This window comes from Caulobacter vibrioides (assembly GCF_002858865.1).
In the GTDB taxonomy this organism is placed as follows: Bacteria; Pseudomonadota; Alphaproteobacteria; order Caulobacterales; family Caulobacteraceae; genus Caulobacter; species Caulobacter vibrioides.
Map to the genome: position 1 here is coordinate 118,522 of NZ_PJRR01000019.1, position 13,732 is coordinate 132,253.

Annotated in this window: 13 protein-coding genes and 1 pseudogene; 12 read left to right on the plus strand and 2 right to left on the minus strand. The window is 65.8% G+C overall.

Going from position 1 to position 13,732, the window contains the following annotated elements:
• Nucleotides 1-543: 543 nt before the first annotated feature.
• Nucleotides 544-1,284 carry an EcsC family protein gene (locus tag CVUC_RS14815; protein ID WP_096033267.1) on the plus strand — a complete coding sequence of 247 codons (741 nt, stop codon included), beginning with the start codon at nucleotides 544-546 and terminating at the stop codon, nucleotides 1,282-1,284.
• 368 nt (nucleotides 1,285-1,652) lie between these two features.
• Nucleotides 1,653-1,772, plus strand: a pseudogene (locus CVUC_RS20500) (hypothetical protein); the annotation flags it as partial.
• Between the two features lie 288 nt (nucleotides 1,773-2,060).
• Here CVUC_RS20500 and CVUC_RS14830 read toward each other — a convergent pair.
• Complete coding sequence (locus CVUC_RS14830) at nucleotides 2,061-2,576, minus strand: GNAT family N-acetyltransferase (protein ID WP_012640310.1); 516 nt, start codon at nucleotides 2,574-2,576, stop codon at nucleotides 2,061-2,063.
• 139 nt (nucleotides 2,577-2,715) lie between these two features.
• On the opposite strand from CVUC_RS14830, the gene secG reads away from it, so the two are divergent.
• From secG to CVUC_RS14850, 4 genes are all read left to right on the plus strand, one after another.
• Nucleotides 2,716-3,183, plus strand: a complete 468-nt coding sequence (gene secG, locus CVUC_RS14835; protein ID WP_012640311.1) for a preprotein translocase subunit SecG — start codon at nucleotides 2,716-2,718, stop codon at nucleotides 3,181-3,183.
• A gap of 115 nt (nucleotides 3,184-3,298) precedes the next feature.
• On the plus strand, nucleotides 3,299-4,951 hold the full coding sequence (locus CVUC_RS14840; protein WP_096033269.1) for a CTP synthase: 1,653 nt from the start codon (nucleotides 3,299-3,301) through the stop codon (nucleotides 4,949-4,951).
• A 114-nt stretch (nucleotides 4,952-5,065) separates the two neighbouring features.
• Nucleotides 5,066-5,248: a 50S ribosomal protein L32 gene (gene rpmF, locus CVUC_RS14845; RefSeq protein WP_010919589.1), complete on the plus strand. Its 183-nt coding sequence runs from the start codon at nucleotides 5,066-5,068 to the stop codon at nucleotides 5,246-5,248.
• A gap of 123 nt (nucleotides 5,249-5,371) precedes the next feature.
• Nucleotides 5,372-6,370, plus strand: coding sequence for a retropepsin-like aspartic protease (locus CVUC_RS14850; protein WP_101685841.1), 999 nt, complete (start codon nucleotides 5,372-5,374; stop codon nucleotides 6,368-6,370).
• Between the two features lie 12 nt (nucleotides 6,371-6,382).
• Here CVUC_RS14850 and CVUC_RS14855 read toward each other — a convergent pair whose 3' ends face one another.
• The gene (locus tag CVUC_RS14855; RefSeq protein ID WP_010919591.1) at nucleotides 6,383-7,153 is read right to left on the minus strand and encodes an enoyl-CoA hydratase; all 771 of its coding nucleotides are present in this window, start codon (nucleotides 7,151-7,153) and stop codon (nucleotides 6,383-6,385) included.
• A gap of 113 nt (nucleotides 7,154-7,266) precedes the next feature.
• Here CVUC_RS14855 and eno point away from each other — a divergent pair, with 113 nt between their 5' ends.
• The 6 genes from eno (at nucleotide 7,267) to CVUC_RS14885 (ending at nucleotide 13,678) form a co-directional block, all read left to right on the plus strand.
• Entirely contained in the window at nucleotides 7,267-8,547 is a 1,281-nt protein-coding gene (eno, locus tag CVUC_RS14860; protein WP_010919592.1) for a phosphopyruvate hydratase, read from the plus strand.
• Between the two features lie 353 nt (nucleotides 8,548-8,900).
• Nucleotides 8,901-9,203 carry an FtsB family cell division protein gene (locus CVUC_RS14865; RefSeq protein ID WP_096033270.1) on the plus strand — a complete coding sequence of 101 codons (303 nt, stop codon included), beginning with the start codon at nucleotides 8,901-8,903 and terminating at the stop codon, nucleotides 9,201-9,203.
• A 165-nt stretch (nucleotides 9,204-9,368) separates the two neighbouring features.
• The gene (gene pdhA / locus CVUC_RS14870; RefSeq protein WP_010919594.1) at nucleotides 9,369-10,400 is read left to right on the plus strand and encodes a pyruvate dehydrogenase (acetyl-transferring) E1 component subunit alpha; all 1,032 of its coding nucleotides are present in this window, start codon (nucleotides 9,369-9,371) and stop codon (nucleotides 10,398-10,400) included.
• Nucleotides 10,397-11,749, plus strand: a complete 1,353-nt coding sequence (locus tag CVUC_RS14875; RefSeq protein WP_096033271.1) for a pyruvate dehydrogenase complex E1 component subunit beta — start codon at nucleotides 10,397-10,399, stop codon at nucleotides 11,747-11,749. Before pdhA ends, CVUC_RS14875 begins: the two co-directional genes overlap by 4 nt.
• A 141-nt stretch (nucleotides 11,750-11,890) precedes the next feature.
• Nucleotides 11,891-13,177 carry a pyruvate dehydrogenase complex dihydrolipoamide acetyltransferase gene (locus CVUC_RS14880; RefSeq protein ID WP_096033272.1) on the plus strand — a complete coding sequence of 429 codons (1,287 nt, stop codon included), beginning with the start codon at nucleotides 11,891-11,893 and terminating at the stop codon, nucleotides 13,175-13,177.
• Nucleotides 13,178-13,195: 18 nt separating this feature from the next.
• Nucleotides 13,196-13,678, plus strand: a complete 483-nt coding sequence (locus CVUC_RS14885; protein WP_096033273.1) for a glutathione peroxidase — start codon at nucleotides 13,196-13,198, stop codon at nucleotides 13,676-13,678.
• The last annotated feature ends 54 nt before the right edge of the window (nucleotides 13,679-13,732 follow it).

Genomic DNA, 13,732 nt, shown 5'->3' on the forward strand with positions numbered 1-13,732 from the left:
CCACTGACTTTGTAAGCCAAGGTCTGATCCATCGTTGTCACGTATCCCACTTTGCAATCCGTCGTCGTTCCGTCTTGATGAGTCAGGCGGACGAAACCAGACCCCTCGCAACTGCTGCGGTTAACGCCGGTAAAGCGGGTTCCTGATTGCTGCAGCGACCATGTCGGCTGACGGCATACGGAGACCGCAGCAGACGCAACCGGGCTCTCAGCTTCCGCCGTTTCTACGGTGTAGGTATGCTTCACTGGAGAGCAGCCAGAAAGCATGACCGCTAATGCGATGAAGAGGCGTTTCATCCGGGCAGTCTCACGGACACCGTCGATGTCTGCAATGGGGTCCCGCGCTGCCATGAGCACATGCGCCGAGTTCAGACATTCAGATCGCGACAGCGAGCCATTGTCGGCCTCGGTGAACACTCGCCACAAGGGCGGGAATGACGGGGCTGTTGGTTTGGGCGATGGGGGCGGGCGAGGGCGGGGTGACCCCTCATCCGGCGCTTCGCGCCACCTTCTCCCGCGCGCCTAAAACCCCTATCTCAACCCCATGACCCTCTCCCACGACCTCCTCGCCTGGCGCGCCGAGATGACCCAGCCGCCGGGGCCGCTGAACGGCCTGGCGCGCGCGGCGCAGCAGCGCATCAACAAGATCATCCCCGACAAGGTGCACGCGGCCATCACCAGCGCCATCGAGGGCATGACGCGGGCGCTGCTGGTCGGGTCGGACTTTACGACCGGCTCGCCGCTGACGGGTCTGACCCTGGACGAGCGCCGGGCCCACGCGGCCAAGGCGATCGACGGCTGGAAGAAGACGGCCGCCGTCGAGGGCGGGGTGACCGGGGCCGGGGGCTTTTTGCTGGCGGCGGCCGATTTTCCGCTGCTGATGAGCTTCAAGATCAAGCTCTTGTTCGAGATCGCCGCGGTGTTCGGCCATGACGGCACGGTGCTGAGCGAGCGCCTGTTCATCCTGCACATCTTCGAGCTGGCGTTCTCGGACGGCGAGCACCGCGCCGGCGTGTTGGCGGCGATGGACGACTGGGACGCGCGGGCCCATCCGGCCCACCTGGACGACTTCGACTGGCGGGCCTTCCAGCAGCAGTACCGCGACCACATCGATCTGGCCAAACTGGTCCAGTTCATCCCCGTGGTCGGCGCGCCGCTGGGCGCCATCGTCAACTGGCGCCTGGTGGAGAAGCTGGGCCACACGGCGGTGATGGCCTACCGGATGCGGGCCGAGCAGGGGGCTTATCCCCCGCTGCGGACGAGCGTTCAGGTCCCTCTCTCTTAGAGAGAGGGAGGGGCCCACGCTGCAAGGCGTGGGAGGGTGAGTGGTTACGGTGTTGGCCGTAAAGTCTCGTATTTTCAGTCGCTTGTCAGCCCCGCCTTGTCCGGAAAGGGTGAAACCTCTCACCCTCCCAAGCTTCGCTTGGGCCCCTCCCTCTCTCTATGAGAGAGGGGATTGGATGGGGGTTTCCGCCGTTTCGTCCCCGGCCCCGAAACCTGTCGTAGTCTCTACCCACCTCGTCGCGAGGAAAGGGCGCATGGCCAGCGACCATCGTGGCGGCGGGGGGCGGTCGAGCGGGGCTAGGTTCGAGGGGGATACTCGAACGGTCCGGGGATCTGGTTGCTGGCCAGACCCGCCCGCCGTCGGCGTGGTTGAAGGCAAAAGGATGTGTCTTAGCCTGTATTGGCTCGTCCTCTTCGACCGCTGGGACTTCGGGAAACCGAAGCGCCCAGGTCCCGGTAAGGCCTGAACAGGGCCACCTGACGGGACGCTGGCGGATAACGGCTGCGCGGAGCGCTTGGCTTCGTCGAAACGGTATTTTTCAAACTTCTCCGGACGGATGTCCGGCGCTCCGCGTCCCTTTCCATCAACTCAGCGAGGGATCGCGTGGGGGCGATGAAACGCGCCCGCAGCAGCGCCCCCTCCGTCTCGCCGCCTGACGGCGTCGATCCACCTCCCCCGCAAGCGGGGCAGGATGACAGCCCTCCTCACCCGTGAAACGGGGGAGGTGGCGCGCGGCGGAGCCGCGTGACGGAGGGGGCGCTCGGCGCGGCTCCGTCTTACAGCCTCAGCCCATAGATCCGCCGGTCGCGGCGTTCGCCGTCGCGGTGCACCGCGCCCTTCATGTAGCCGTCGGGGCGGAAGCCCAGCTTGGCCAGCAGGCGTTCGGCGGGGACGTCGCCGACGTGGACGCGGGCGGTGATGGCCTTCAGACCGTCGGCGGCGATCTGGGCGAGGAGGGCGCTTAAGGCCTCCTGGCCAAAGCCCTGGCCCCAGCCCTCGCGGGCGACGGCGAAGCGGATCTCGGCGGTGTCGCGGCGGCGGTCGATGTCGAACAGCTCGCAAAAGCCGATGAAGGCCCCGTCGGCCGCGCGGCGGATGGCCCAGTAGGCCGCGTCGCCGCCGGCCATCTCCTCGACCTGGGCGCCGACTCGCGCGGCGACCGCGTCGGGGTCCTCGATCGGCTCCTGGTCGAGCGTGGACATCACCTCGGCGTCGCTGAAGAACGGATAGATCAGCGGCGCGTCGTCGACCGTCAGCGGGGCGATGATGAGGCGTTCGGTCTCGAGGATCATGCGGTCCTTGGGAAAGGCTTGGGGACTTGCGTTTGCGTGTACGCTTCCCAGCTATGGCGCGGAGCCGCCTCTAGTGGTAGAGGGGCCGCTTCGTTTTTCGCGCGGGTTTGGCCCGCGCCCGGATCGAGAACACATTCGCATGCTCATCGGCGTTCTGCTGGCCATCAACATCGTCGTCTGCCTCGGCCTGATCGGGGTGGTGCTGCTGCAGCGCTCCGAGGGCGGCGCGCTTGGCATGGGCGGTAACTCGGGCGGCCTGATGACCGCGCGCGGCGCCGGCGACCTCCTGACCCGGATCACCTGGATCCTGTTCTCGATCTTCCTGACCATCAGCCTGGTGCTGACCATCCTGACCGGCCGTCTGGACAAGAGCGGCTCGGTCGCCGACAGCATCAAGGGCCTGGACGCCAAGACCCTGCAGAACGTTCCGGCCCCGACGCCGGCTCCGGGCTCGCTGAACTCGCTGCCCTCGTCGGCCCAGCCGGGCGGCATCCAGGCCCCGACGCCGCAGATCAACACCCCGGCGCCGGCCGTCCAGCAGCCCGCGCTCCTGGCCCCCGCCGAGCCGGCTCCGGCCACCGCCCCGGCCGGCCAGCCCAAGCCCTAACCGTCCCAGACGGCGCTTTCACCGACCCCCGAGGGCGACCTCGGGGGTTTAATCTTGTTGATGAACGCGGGTCTTTGCTCCCCGCGTCCACGAATCACGAGTAATCTGATCGCCCATGACGCGGTACATCTTCATCACCGGCGGCGTGGTTTCCTCGCTTGGCAAAGGTCTGGCCTCGGCGGCGCTCGGCGCGCTGCTGCAAGCGCGCGGCTACAAGGTCCGCCTTCGTAAGCTCGACCCCTATCTCAACGTCGATCCGGGCACGATGAGCCCGTATCAGCACGGCGAGGTCTTCGTGACCGACGACGGGGCCGAAACCGACCTGGACCTGGGCCACTACGAGCGCTTCACCGGCGTGTCGGCGACCAAGGCCGACAACATCACCACCGGCCAGATCTACAAGACGATCATCGAGAAGGAGCGCCGCGGCGACTATCTGGGCGCGACCGTCCAGGTGATCCCGCACGTGACCAACGAGATCAAGGACTTCGTCCTGTCGCCGGCCATGGACGAGACGGGCGAGAAGGCCGTCGACTTCGTGCTGGTCGAGATCGGCGGCACGGTCGGCGACATCGAGGGGCTGCCGTTCTTCGAAGCCATCCGCCAGCTGCGCCAGGACCTGCCGCGCGGCCAGAGCTGCTATGTGCACCTGACCCTGCTGCCGTTCATCAAGACGGCCGGCGAGATGAAGACCAAGCCGACCCAGCACTCGGTCAAGGAACTGCGCTCGATCGGCATCCAGCCGGACATCCTGCTGTGCCGCTGCGAGCAGGAGATCCCGCCGGAGGAAAAGCGCAAGATCGCCCAGTTCTGCAACGTGCGGCCCAGCGCGGTGATCCAGGCGATGGATAGCTCGTCCATCTACGCCGTGCCGATCGACTATCACGAGCAGGGTCTGGACGCCGAGGTGCTGGATGTCTTCGGCATGCGCGATGCGCCGGCCCCGGACCTGTCGCGCTGGAAGACCATCGACGACACCGTCCAGCACCCCGACGGCGAGGTCACCATCGCTGTCGTCGGCAAGTACACGGTGCTGAAGGACGCCTACAAGTCGCTGATCGAGGCTCTCCACCACGGGGGCCTGGCCAACAAGGTCAAGGTCAATCTCGACTGGGTCGAGAGCGAGACCTTCGAGGGCGACGAGGGGGCGGCTGCGGCGCGCCTGGAGAACGCCCACGCCATCATGGTGCCCGGCGGCTTCGGCGAACGCGGCGCGGAAGGCAAGATCCGCGCGGCCCAGTTCGCCCGCGAACGCAAGGTGCCGTACTTCGGCATCTGTTTCGGCATGCAGATGGCGGTCATCGAGACCCTGCGCAACGTCGCCGGAATCACCGACGCCAGCTCCAGCGAGTTTGGCCCGACCGAGCGTCCCGTGGTCGGCATCATGACCGAGTGGATCAAGGGCAATGAGACCGTCCAGCGCCGCGCCAACGACGACCTGGGCGGCACCATGCGCCTGGGGGCCTATGACGCCGTCCTGACGGCCGGATCGAAGATCGCCGAGATCTATGGGGCCACCGAGATCAGCGAGCGCCACCGCCACCGCTACGAGGTCAATATCGGCTACGTCCACCTGATGGAGGACGCAGGCCTGAAACTGACCGGTCGCTCGCCCAACGGCGTGCTGCCCGAAATCGTCGAGCGGGACGACCATCCGTGGTTCATCGGCGTCCAGTATCACCCCGAACTGAAGAGCCGCCCGTTCGCCCCGCACCCGCTTTTCGCCAGCTTTATCGCGGCGGCGAAGGAGCATGGACGCCTCGTCTGATCACGAGGTTGCATCTTCCCACAGATTCGGGCATAAGCCCGCCCTCACGCGGCGGCTCGGGCGCTCCCAAGCCGCCGCTCTCGATTTTCACGCTCAGCGAGCAGAGTCACTTCGATGGCCGTTCCTAAAAGAAAAACTTCGCCTTCTCGCCGGAACATGCGCCGGTCGCACCACGCCCTGGGCGCCAACTCGTTCATCGAGGACAAGGACACGGGCGAGCTGCGCCGTCCGCACCATGTCGATCTGAAGACCGGCATGTACAACGGCAAGCAGATCCTGACGCCGAAGGAAGACTAAGTCTCCTTTCGCCTCTGACGATTCGAAAGCGCCGCCGGGTTTCGTCCCGGCGGCGCTTTTCGTCGTATTTTCGTCGAGTGTGTCGAAAACGGTGTTATCCTTCCCGCCGGGAGGAGCAGGCCGATGTTCACACGTCGCACGCTGGCCGGAGGTCTGGGCTCGATCCTGGCCGCGCCCGGCCTCCTTGGCGCCAGCGCTCAGGCTGCGGTGGCGAGCCAGACGCCCCTCACGATTCCCGGTAGCCGCGAGACCGGCGCCGGCGAAGATCCGCTGGTGATCCTGGACGCAGCGCTCGATAGCGACGCCCGCCTGACGGTCGCCACGACGATCAACGGCGAGGCGGGCTTTCGCTTCGTCGTCGACACCGGCGCCGACAAGACGGTCCTGACGCCTGGTCTGGCCGAACGCCTCAAGCTGCCGCGAGGACCCGACGTCCTGGTTCACGGCGCCACCGGCGCGGTCACGTGCCAGACCGCGCTGGTGCGCTCCTTGCGGGCCGGCGACACGGGGCTGACCAACAGCATCCTGCCCGTCCTGCCGTATGAACGGGTAGGCGCTGATGGCCTTCTCGGCGTCGACGCCCTGGACGGGCGGAACGTCATCATCGACTTCCGAAAGAACCAGCTGGAGATCCGCCGCAGCGCGCCAGGCTTCGAGCCGTACGCCAGTTCGCGGGAGGTCACGGTTTCGGCGGATTCGCGGTTTGGGCGGCTCACCCTGGCCCACTCCCGGATCGCCGGTGCAAGGTCATTGGCCTTCATCGACTCCGGCGGCGGGGTCAGCATCGGCAACATGGCGCTGGCTCGATCGATCGCCGCAAAGCGGCGCCGTTCATCCGATCTGGTTCGCCCGATCCGATTGCTCACCGCCAGTGGTGAGATCCAGCTTGGCGAGTTCCGCGTCATTCCCGCCATCACGATGGGAGACCTGCGCCTGACCAATACGCCCATGGCGTTCGCGGATCTGCATGTCTTCAACCACTGGGGGCTGAACGATCGGCCCGCCGCCCTGTTCGGGGTCGATGTGCTCCGACTCTTCGCGAGGGTGGAGCTGGATTTCGGCGCAGGAAAGGTGCTGTTCCGACTGGGGCAGGGGGGCTTCTCGCCCATCCTGCAGGCGTGAAGACAGCCCGTCCTACTGGCCTCGGCCGCGCTCCATGACTTGGCGTCGCTGCGCCTCGACACGCTCGGGCGTCACCGTGCGATTGTGAGCGCTGGACCGCTCGTGCTCCAGCGCCAGCCCCTCACCGAACGCCACGGCGTATCCGTCGTCGATCAGGGACTTGTAGAACGACAGGGCTTCCACCGGAATGGACGCCATGTCCTGGGCCATACGCAATGCGGTGGGCAACAGCTCGCTCGCTGTCGTCACGCGATTGACCAGCCCCCAGTCAGCGGCGGTGCGGGCGTCGAGGAAGTTGCCGGTGAGGGACAACTCCTTGGCCCTGTAGGGCCCGATCAGGCGCGACAGCTTCTGAGACAGCCCCCAGCCCGGCATGATGCCGACCCGCGCATGGGTGTCGGCGAAGCGCGCGTTCTCGGAAGCCAGGAGCACGTCGCACGCCAGCGCCAGTTCGAAACCGCCAGTGATCGCGACGCCGTTGATCGCCCCGATCACGGGCTTACGGCAGGTCTCCACCGCTCGCACAGGGTTCGATCGCGCATCCTGATCGTTCGCTGCGCCCATGGCCGCGGGATCGCCGCCAAGCTCCTTGAGATCCAGCCCGGCGGTGAAGGCTCGATCGCCGGCGCCGGTCAGGATCACGACGCTGACGTCCGGATCCTGGTCGAGTTGGACGATAGCGTCATGGAGGGCCAATCTCAGCGCCTTGGAGAGAGCGTTCATCGCCTCGGGGCGATTGAGCGTCACAATGGCGATGGCGCCGCGTCGTTCGATGAGCAGCATCGGGTCCTCCCTTGGGTTATCGACGTTCACGCGGCCTCCCATGGGGAAGTCAAGTTGCGCCTTGGACGCTTGGCGGCTAAGGCTCCCGCGCCTTTGGCCTTGAGGAGAAGTCCATGACCGAGATCGTCGACATCATCGCCCGCGAAATTCTCGACAGCCGGGGGAACCCGACCGTCGAAGTCGACGTCATTCTCGAGGACGGCGCGTTCGGTCGCGCCGCAGTGCCCTCGGGCGCCTCGACGGGCGCTCACGAAGCCAACGAAAAGCGTGATGGCGACAAGGCTCGCTATCTGGGCAAGGGCGTCCAGCAGGCGGTCGACGCCGTCAATGGCGAGATCTTCGACGCGCTGTCGGGCGTCGACGCCGAAGACCAGCGTCGGGTCGACAACCTGATGATCGAGCTCGACGGTACGCCGAACAAGGCGCGTCTGGGCGCCAACGCCATCCTCGGCGTCTCGCTGGCCACCGCCAAGGCCGCCGCCGAGTCCGCCGGCCTGCCGCTCTACAAGTATGTCGGCGGCGTCAACGCCCGCGTGCTGCCGACCCCGATGATGAACATCATCAACGGCGGCGCTCACGCCGACAATCCGATCGACATCCAGGAGTTCATGATCCTGCCGACCGGCGCCAAGGACTTCCGCGAAGGCCTGCGGATGGGCGCAGAGATTTTCCACGCCCTGAAGAAGGCTCTGAAGGACGCGGGTCACAACACCAATGTCGGCGACGAAGGCGGCTTTGCGCCGAACCTGGCGTCGGCTGAAGCCGCACTCGACTTCATCGTCAAGGCGGGTGAGAAGGCGGGCTACAAGGCCGGTGACGACTTTGTCCTGGGCCTCGACGTCGCCTCGACCGAGTTCTTCAAGAACGGCAAGTACGAGCTTGAAGGCGAGGGCAAGTCGCTGGATCCAGCCGCCATGGTCGACTACCTGGCTGGTCTGGTCGCCAAGTTCCCGATCCTGACGATCGAGGACGGCATGGCCGAAGACGATTTCGACGGCTGGAAGCTGCTGACCGACACCCTTGGCAAGAAGGTGCAGCTGGTCGGCGACGACCTGTTCGTCACCAACCCCAAGCGTCTGCAGATGGGCCTGGACAAGGGTCTGGCCAACTCGATCCTGGTGAAGGTCAACCAGATCGGCACGCTCTCGGAAACCATCGACGCGGTCGAGCTGGCGCATCGTCACGGTTACACCAGCGTGATGAGCCACCGTTCGGGCGAGACCGAAGACAGCACGATCGCGGACCTGGCGGTCGCTCTGAACTGCGGTCAGATCAAGACCGGCTCGCTGGCGCGGTCAGACCGGACGGCCAAGTACAACCAACTGCTTCGCATCCAGGAAATGCTGGATGATCAGGGCGTCTACGCCGGCCGAGCCGCCCTCAAGGGTCGCTAAACAGTCTTGGAATAGTCGAGACGACAGGAGCGTGTCCGCGCGAGCGGGCACGCTCTTTTCATGTCCGATTCCCGCCGGCGCGCCTTTGCAGGGGGAGGGATGGGCTTCGTCGAACGGCGTTTACCCACAAATTTTCTAAAAGCGCGCCGGTCGTTTCAAACGAGACCAGTTTTCCCGTGTTCGCGAGCGCGAAATGGCTTCGGCGGCGCGGTATCTAGATGCGGATGAAACCATCTCAGATGAAAGCATCGCTCGCCTGGCGGGCGATCGGCCGATAACCCTGCTCAACGCCCGGATTTAGAAGGCGTTAAGGCCAGTCGGCGATCCTACGAATCCCTCTTTGGGACGCTAAGATGTTCGCCCGACTGCAACCCTTCCTGCCGACTGCGGCGATCTTCTTCCTGATTTTCTACTTCGCCTTTCACGCTCTGACGGGTGATCGGGGTCTGCTTTCCATCTCGCAGCGCAATGCGGACCTCGCAGCAAAAACGAGAGAACTCAGGAAGATACGCGCAGAGAGGATGGACCTTGAGGCCCGCGCTCGTCTATTACGCAGCGGCAGTCTGTCGGCTGATCTTTTGGAGGAGCGCGCGCGCTCCCTTCTGGGATACGCCGATCCGAGGGACTATGTGATCCGGGTCAAGCGTTCGCGCTGATCTGTCGCTACATCTCGGGAATGACGACGGGTCAGACGGGGATCGCCAGGATCAGCGTTTGATCTGAGTGAACATCAGGGCGTTACCTTCGCGGAACCGACGAATTTTCGGCGGGAAGCGCTCATCGGATGAAGGCCGCGATGAAGATTGGCCAGGGAGATTTGAATGGCGCGCACGCGCAAGGCTGAAGCCTCCGAGGGGAAGGCGCCGGAAACCGGTGTCAACGCCTTCGTCGGCAAGGACGAACTCCTGAAATTCTATCAGGACATGCTGCTCATCCGCCGCTTCGAGGAGCGGGCGGGCCAGCTGTACGGCATGGGCCTGATCGGCGGCTTCTGCCACCTGTACATCGGTCAGGAAGCCATCGCGGTCGGCATGCAGTCGATCTCGCAGAAGGGCGACCAGATCATCACGGGCTATCGTGACCACGGCCACATGCTGGCCGCCGGCATGGATCCCCGCGAGGTGATGGCCGAACTGACCGGCCGGGCCGGCGGTTCGTCCAAGGGCAAGGGCGGGTCGATGCACATGTTCGACATCGCCACCGGCTTCTACGGCGGTCACGGCATCGTCGGCGCCCAGGTCGCGCTCGGCACCGGTCTGGCCCTGGCCAACAGCTACCGCAACAACGGCAACGTCTCCTACGCCTATATGGGCGATGGCGCGGCCAACCAGGGTCAGGTCTACGAGAGCTTCAACATGGCCCAGCTGTGGAAGCTGCCGGTCGTGTACGTGATCGAGAACAACCAGTACGCCATGGGCACCGCCGTCGAGCGCGCCGCCTCGGAAACCGCGTTCCACAAGCGCGGCGTCTCGTTCCGCATCCCGGGCGAGGAAGTCGACGGCATGGACGTCATCGCCGTGCGTGAAGCCGGCGCTCGCGCCACCGAGCACGCCCGTAGCGGCCAAGGTCCCTACATCCTCGAGATGAAGACCTATCGCTATCGCGGCCACTCGATGTCGGACCCGGCCAAGTACCGGACCAAGGAAGAGGTCGACGAGGTCAAGACGACCCGCGATCCCATCGATCACATTAAGGAACGCCTGGCCAAGGCCGGCGTCACCGAAGACGACCTGAAGGGCGTCGACGCCGAAGTGAAGCGCATTGTCGCCGAGGCCGCCGAATTCGCCCGCACGAGCCCCGAGCCCGATCCCTCGGAACTGTATACCGACGTCTACCTGGAGGCCGCCGAGTGACGGACATCCTGATGCCCGCGCTTTCCCCGACGATGGAGGAAGGCACCCTGGCCAAGTGGCTGGTGAAGGAAGGCGACACCATCAAGGCCGGCGACGTGATCGCCGAGATCGAGACCGACAAGGCGACGATGGAAGTCGAAGCCGTGGACGAAGGTGTGATCGAAGCCATCCTGGTTCCGGCCGGCAGCGAGAACGTCAAGGTCAACACGCTGATCGCCCGCCTGAAAGGCGAGGGTGAAGCCGCCGCTCCGGCTGCTGCTGCTCCCGCCGCTGAGGTCGCTTCGGCCCCAGTCGCTGCGGCTCCGGCCGCTGGCGGCCCGATTTCGGCCGTTTCGACCTTCGCCGATCCCGAGATCGACGGTAAGCCGCTGAAGAAGATCACGGTTCGCGACGCTCTGCGCGACGCGATGGCCGAGGAAATGCGCCGCGATGACCGCGTGTTCCTGATGGGCGAGGAAGTCGCCCAGTATCAGGGCGCCTACAAGGTCAGCCGTGAGCTGCTGCAGGAGTTCGGCGACCGTCGCGTCATCGACACCCCGATCACCGAGCACGGCTTCGCCGGCATGGGCGTCGGTGCGGCCATGGCCGGCCTGAAGCCGATCGTCGAGTTCATGACCTGGAACTTCGCCATGCAGGCGATCGACCACATCATCAACTCGGCGGCCAAGACGCTCTACATGTCGGGCGGCCAGATCAAGTCGTCGATCGTGTTCCGCGGCCCGAACGGCGCGGCCTCGCGCGTCGGCGCCCAGCACAGCCAGGACTACGCTGCCTGGTACGGCAACGTCCCGGGCCTGAAGGTCATCGCGCCCTACGACGCCGCTGACGCCAAGGGCCTGCTTAAGGCCGCCATCCGCGATCCGAACCCGGTCGTCTTCCTCGAGCACGAGATGATGTACGGCCACGAGTTCGACATCCCGGACGTCGAGGACTGGGTCGTGCCGATCGGCAAGGCCAAGGTCCGTCGCCAAGGCTCGGACGTCACGCTGGTGGCTTACAGCCGCATGGTCGGTTTCGCCCTGAAGGCGGCCGAGGAGCTGGAAAAGGAAGGCATCGCCGCCGAGGTCGTCGACCTGCGCACGATCCGTCCGATGGACCACGCGACCATCCTGGAAAGCGTCAAGAAGACCAACCGCCTGGTCACGGTCGAGGAAGGCTGGGGCCCGATGGGCGTCGGCGCCGAGATCGTCGCCCGCATCACCGAGTTCGGCTTCGACTATCTGGACGCCCCGCCGCTGCGGGTCTGCCAGGAAGATGTGCCGCTGCCCTATGCGGCGAACCTGGAAGCCCTGAGCCTGCCGTCGGTCGAGAAGATCGTGAAGGCGGCCAAGGCGGTCTGCTACCGCTAAGAGATCGCGGCCCTCGCCCCTGGCGGGGGCCGCTGCTCTTGGCCAAGACATTCATCCCGCCCCAAAGCGGGGTATCGTGGACGCCGGCCCTCGCAGACGAAAGGGTTCGCGACCGTCCCGAAGGATTGAGGAACAAGCTCAATGTCGATCGACATCCTGATGCCCGCCCTGTCGCCCACCATGGAGGAGGGAACCCTCGCCAAGTGGCACGTGAAGGTCGGCGACACCGTTAAGGCCGGCGACGTGATCGCCGAGATCGAGACCGACAAGGCGACGATGGAAGTCGAAGCCGTCGATGAAGGCGTGGTCGAGGCCATCCTGGTCGAGGCCGGCACCGAGAACGTCAAGGTCAACGCCCTGATCGCCAAGCTGACGGGCGAGGGCGACAGCCCCGCGCCGGCCCCGAAGGTCGAAGCCCCGAAAGCCGCCGCCGCTGCGCCGGTTCCGGCCGCCGCCCCGGCTCCGGCCGTGCCCGCGCCGGCCGCTCCGGTCGCCGCTGACGGCTCGCGCGTCCTGGCCTCGCCCCTGGCCCGCCGTCTGGCTTCGGCCGCCGGTCTCGACTTGAAGGCCCTCAAGGGCACCGGCCCGCACGGCCGCGTCGTGAAGTCGGACGTCGAAGCCGCCAAGTCGGGCGCGCCGGCCGCTAAGGCCGCTCCGGCCTCGGCGCCCGCCGCCGTCGCTCCGACCGCCGCCGCGCCGCGTCAGATCCAGTCGCTGGAGCAGATGGGCATTCCCGCCGGCTCCTACGACCTCGTCCCGCTGGACGGCATGCGCAAGACGATCGCCCGTCGCATGACGGAGAGCTTCCGCGACGTGCCGCACTTCCCGCTCACGATCGATCTTGAGATCGACGCCCTGCTGGCCGCCCGCGCCAAGATCAACAGCCTGCTGGAAAAGCAGGGCGTGAAGGTCTCGGTGAACGACATCGTCATCAAGGCCGCCGCCGTGGCCCTGAAGCAGGTGCCGGAAGCCAACGCCAGCTACACGCCGGAAGGCATCGCCATGCACCACCACGCCGACATCGCCGTCGCCGTGGCGGTCGATGGCGGCCTGATCACGCCGATCATCCGCAAGGCCGAGACCAAGGGCCTGGCGCAGATCTCCGCCGAGATGAAGGACCTGGCCCAGCGCGCCAAGGACAAGAAGCTGAAGCCCGAGGAATTCCAGGGCGGCACCTTCTCGATCAGCAACCTCGGCATGTTCGGCATCAAGTCGTTCGCCTCGATCATCAACGAGCCGCAAGGCGCGATCATGAGCGTCGGCGCCGGCGAGCAGCGTCCGGTCGTCAAGAACGGTGAGATCAAGGTCGCCACGGTCATGACCGTGACCCTGACCTGCGATCATCGCGTGGTCGACGGCTCGGTCGGCGCCAAGTTCCTGGCGGCGTTCAAGCCGCTGATCGAAGAGCCGCTGACCCTGATCGTCTGATCAGGTCGCGGGGAGGAGATGGCCATGTCGGTCTACGACTATTCCGCCAAGACGCTGGACGGCCAGGACGTGAGCCTGGCCGACTATCGCGGCCAGGTGCTGCTGATCGTGAACACCGCCAGCAAGTGCGGGTTCACGCCTCAGTACGAAGGCCTGGAATTGCTCTACAAGGCGCATAAGGACCGTGGCTTCACGGTCCTGGCCTTCCCTTGCAATCAGTTCGGCGCTCAGGAGCCGGGCGACGCCGCCGAGATCGCGAACTTCTGTTCGCTGACCTACGACGTGAGCTTCCCGGTCATGAGCAAGATCGACGTCAACGGCGCCGACGCCCACCCGCTCTACAAGTTCCTCAAGAAGGAGCAGAAGGGCGTTTTGGGCACTGAGGCGATCAAGTGGAACTTCACCAAGTTCCTGATCGGCAAGGACGGTCAGGTCGTCGATCGGTTCGCGCCGACCGTGAAGCCCGAAGACCTGAAGGTCGCGGTCGAGGCGCTGCTCTAGTTTCTCCCAGACCGGTTTGCAGACTGGTCGATCGGCGCCGCTGCGCTCCCTCGC

Coding starts and splice junctions, on each gene's coding strand:
- CVUC_RS14815 (WP_096033267.1), top strand. CDS start 544: ATGACCCTCTCCCACGACCTCCTCGCCTGGCGCGCCGAGATGACCCAG.
- pdhA (WP_010919594.1), top strand. CDS start 9,369: ATGGCGCGCACGCGCAAGGCTGAAGCCTCCGAGGGGAAGGCGCCGGAA.
- CVUC_RS14840 (WP_096033269.1), top strand. CDS start 3,299: ATGACGCGGTACATCTTCATCACCGGCGGCGTGGTTTCCTCGCTTGGC.
- rpmF (WP_010919589.1), top strand. CDS start 5,066: ATGGCCGTTCCTAAAAGAAAAACTTCGCCTTCTCGCCGGAACATGCGC.
- CVUC_RS14885 (WP_096033273.1), top strand. CDS start 13,196: ATGGCCATGTCGGTCTACGACTATTCCGCCAAGACGCTGGACGGCCAG.
- CVUC_RS14865 (WP_096033270.1), top strand. CDS start 8,901: ATGTTCGCCCGACTGCAACCCTTCCTGCCGACTGCGGCGATCTTCTTC.
- CVUC_RS14830 (WP_012640310.1), bottom strand. CDS start 2,576: ATGATCCTCGAGACCGAACGCCTCATCATCGCCCCGCTGACGGTCGAC.
- CVUC_RS14855 (WP_010919591.1), bottom strand. CDS start 7,153: ATGCTGCTCATCGAACGACGCGGCGCCATCGCCATTGTGACGCTCAAT.
- CVUC_RS14880 (WP_096033272.1), top strand. CDS start 11,891: ATGTCGATCGACATCCTGATGCCCGCCCTGTCGCCCACCATGGAGGAG.
- secG (WP_012640311.1), top strand. CDS start 2,716: ATGCTCATCGGCGTTCTGCTGGCCATCAACATCGTCGTCTGCCTCGGC.
- CVUC_RS14850 (WP_101685841.1), top strand. CDS start 5,372: ATGTTCACACGTCGCACGCTGGCCGGAGGTCTGGGCTCGATCCTGGCC.
- eno (WP_010919592.1), top strand. CDS start 7,267: ATGACCGAGATCGTCGACATCATCGCCCGCGAAATTCTCGACAGCCGG.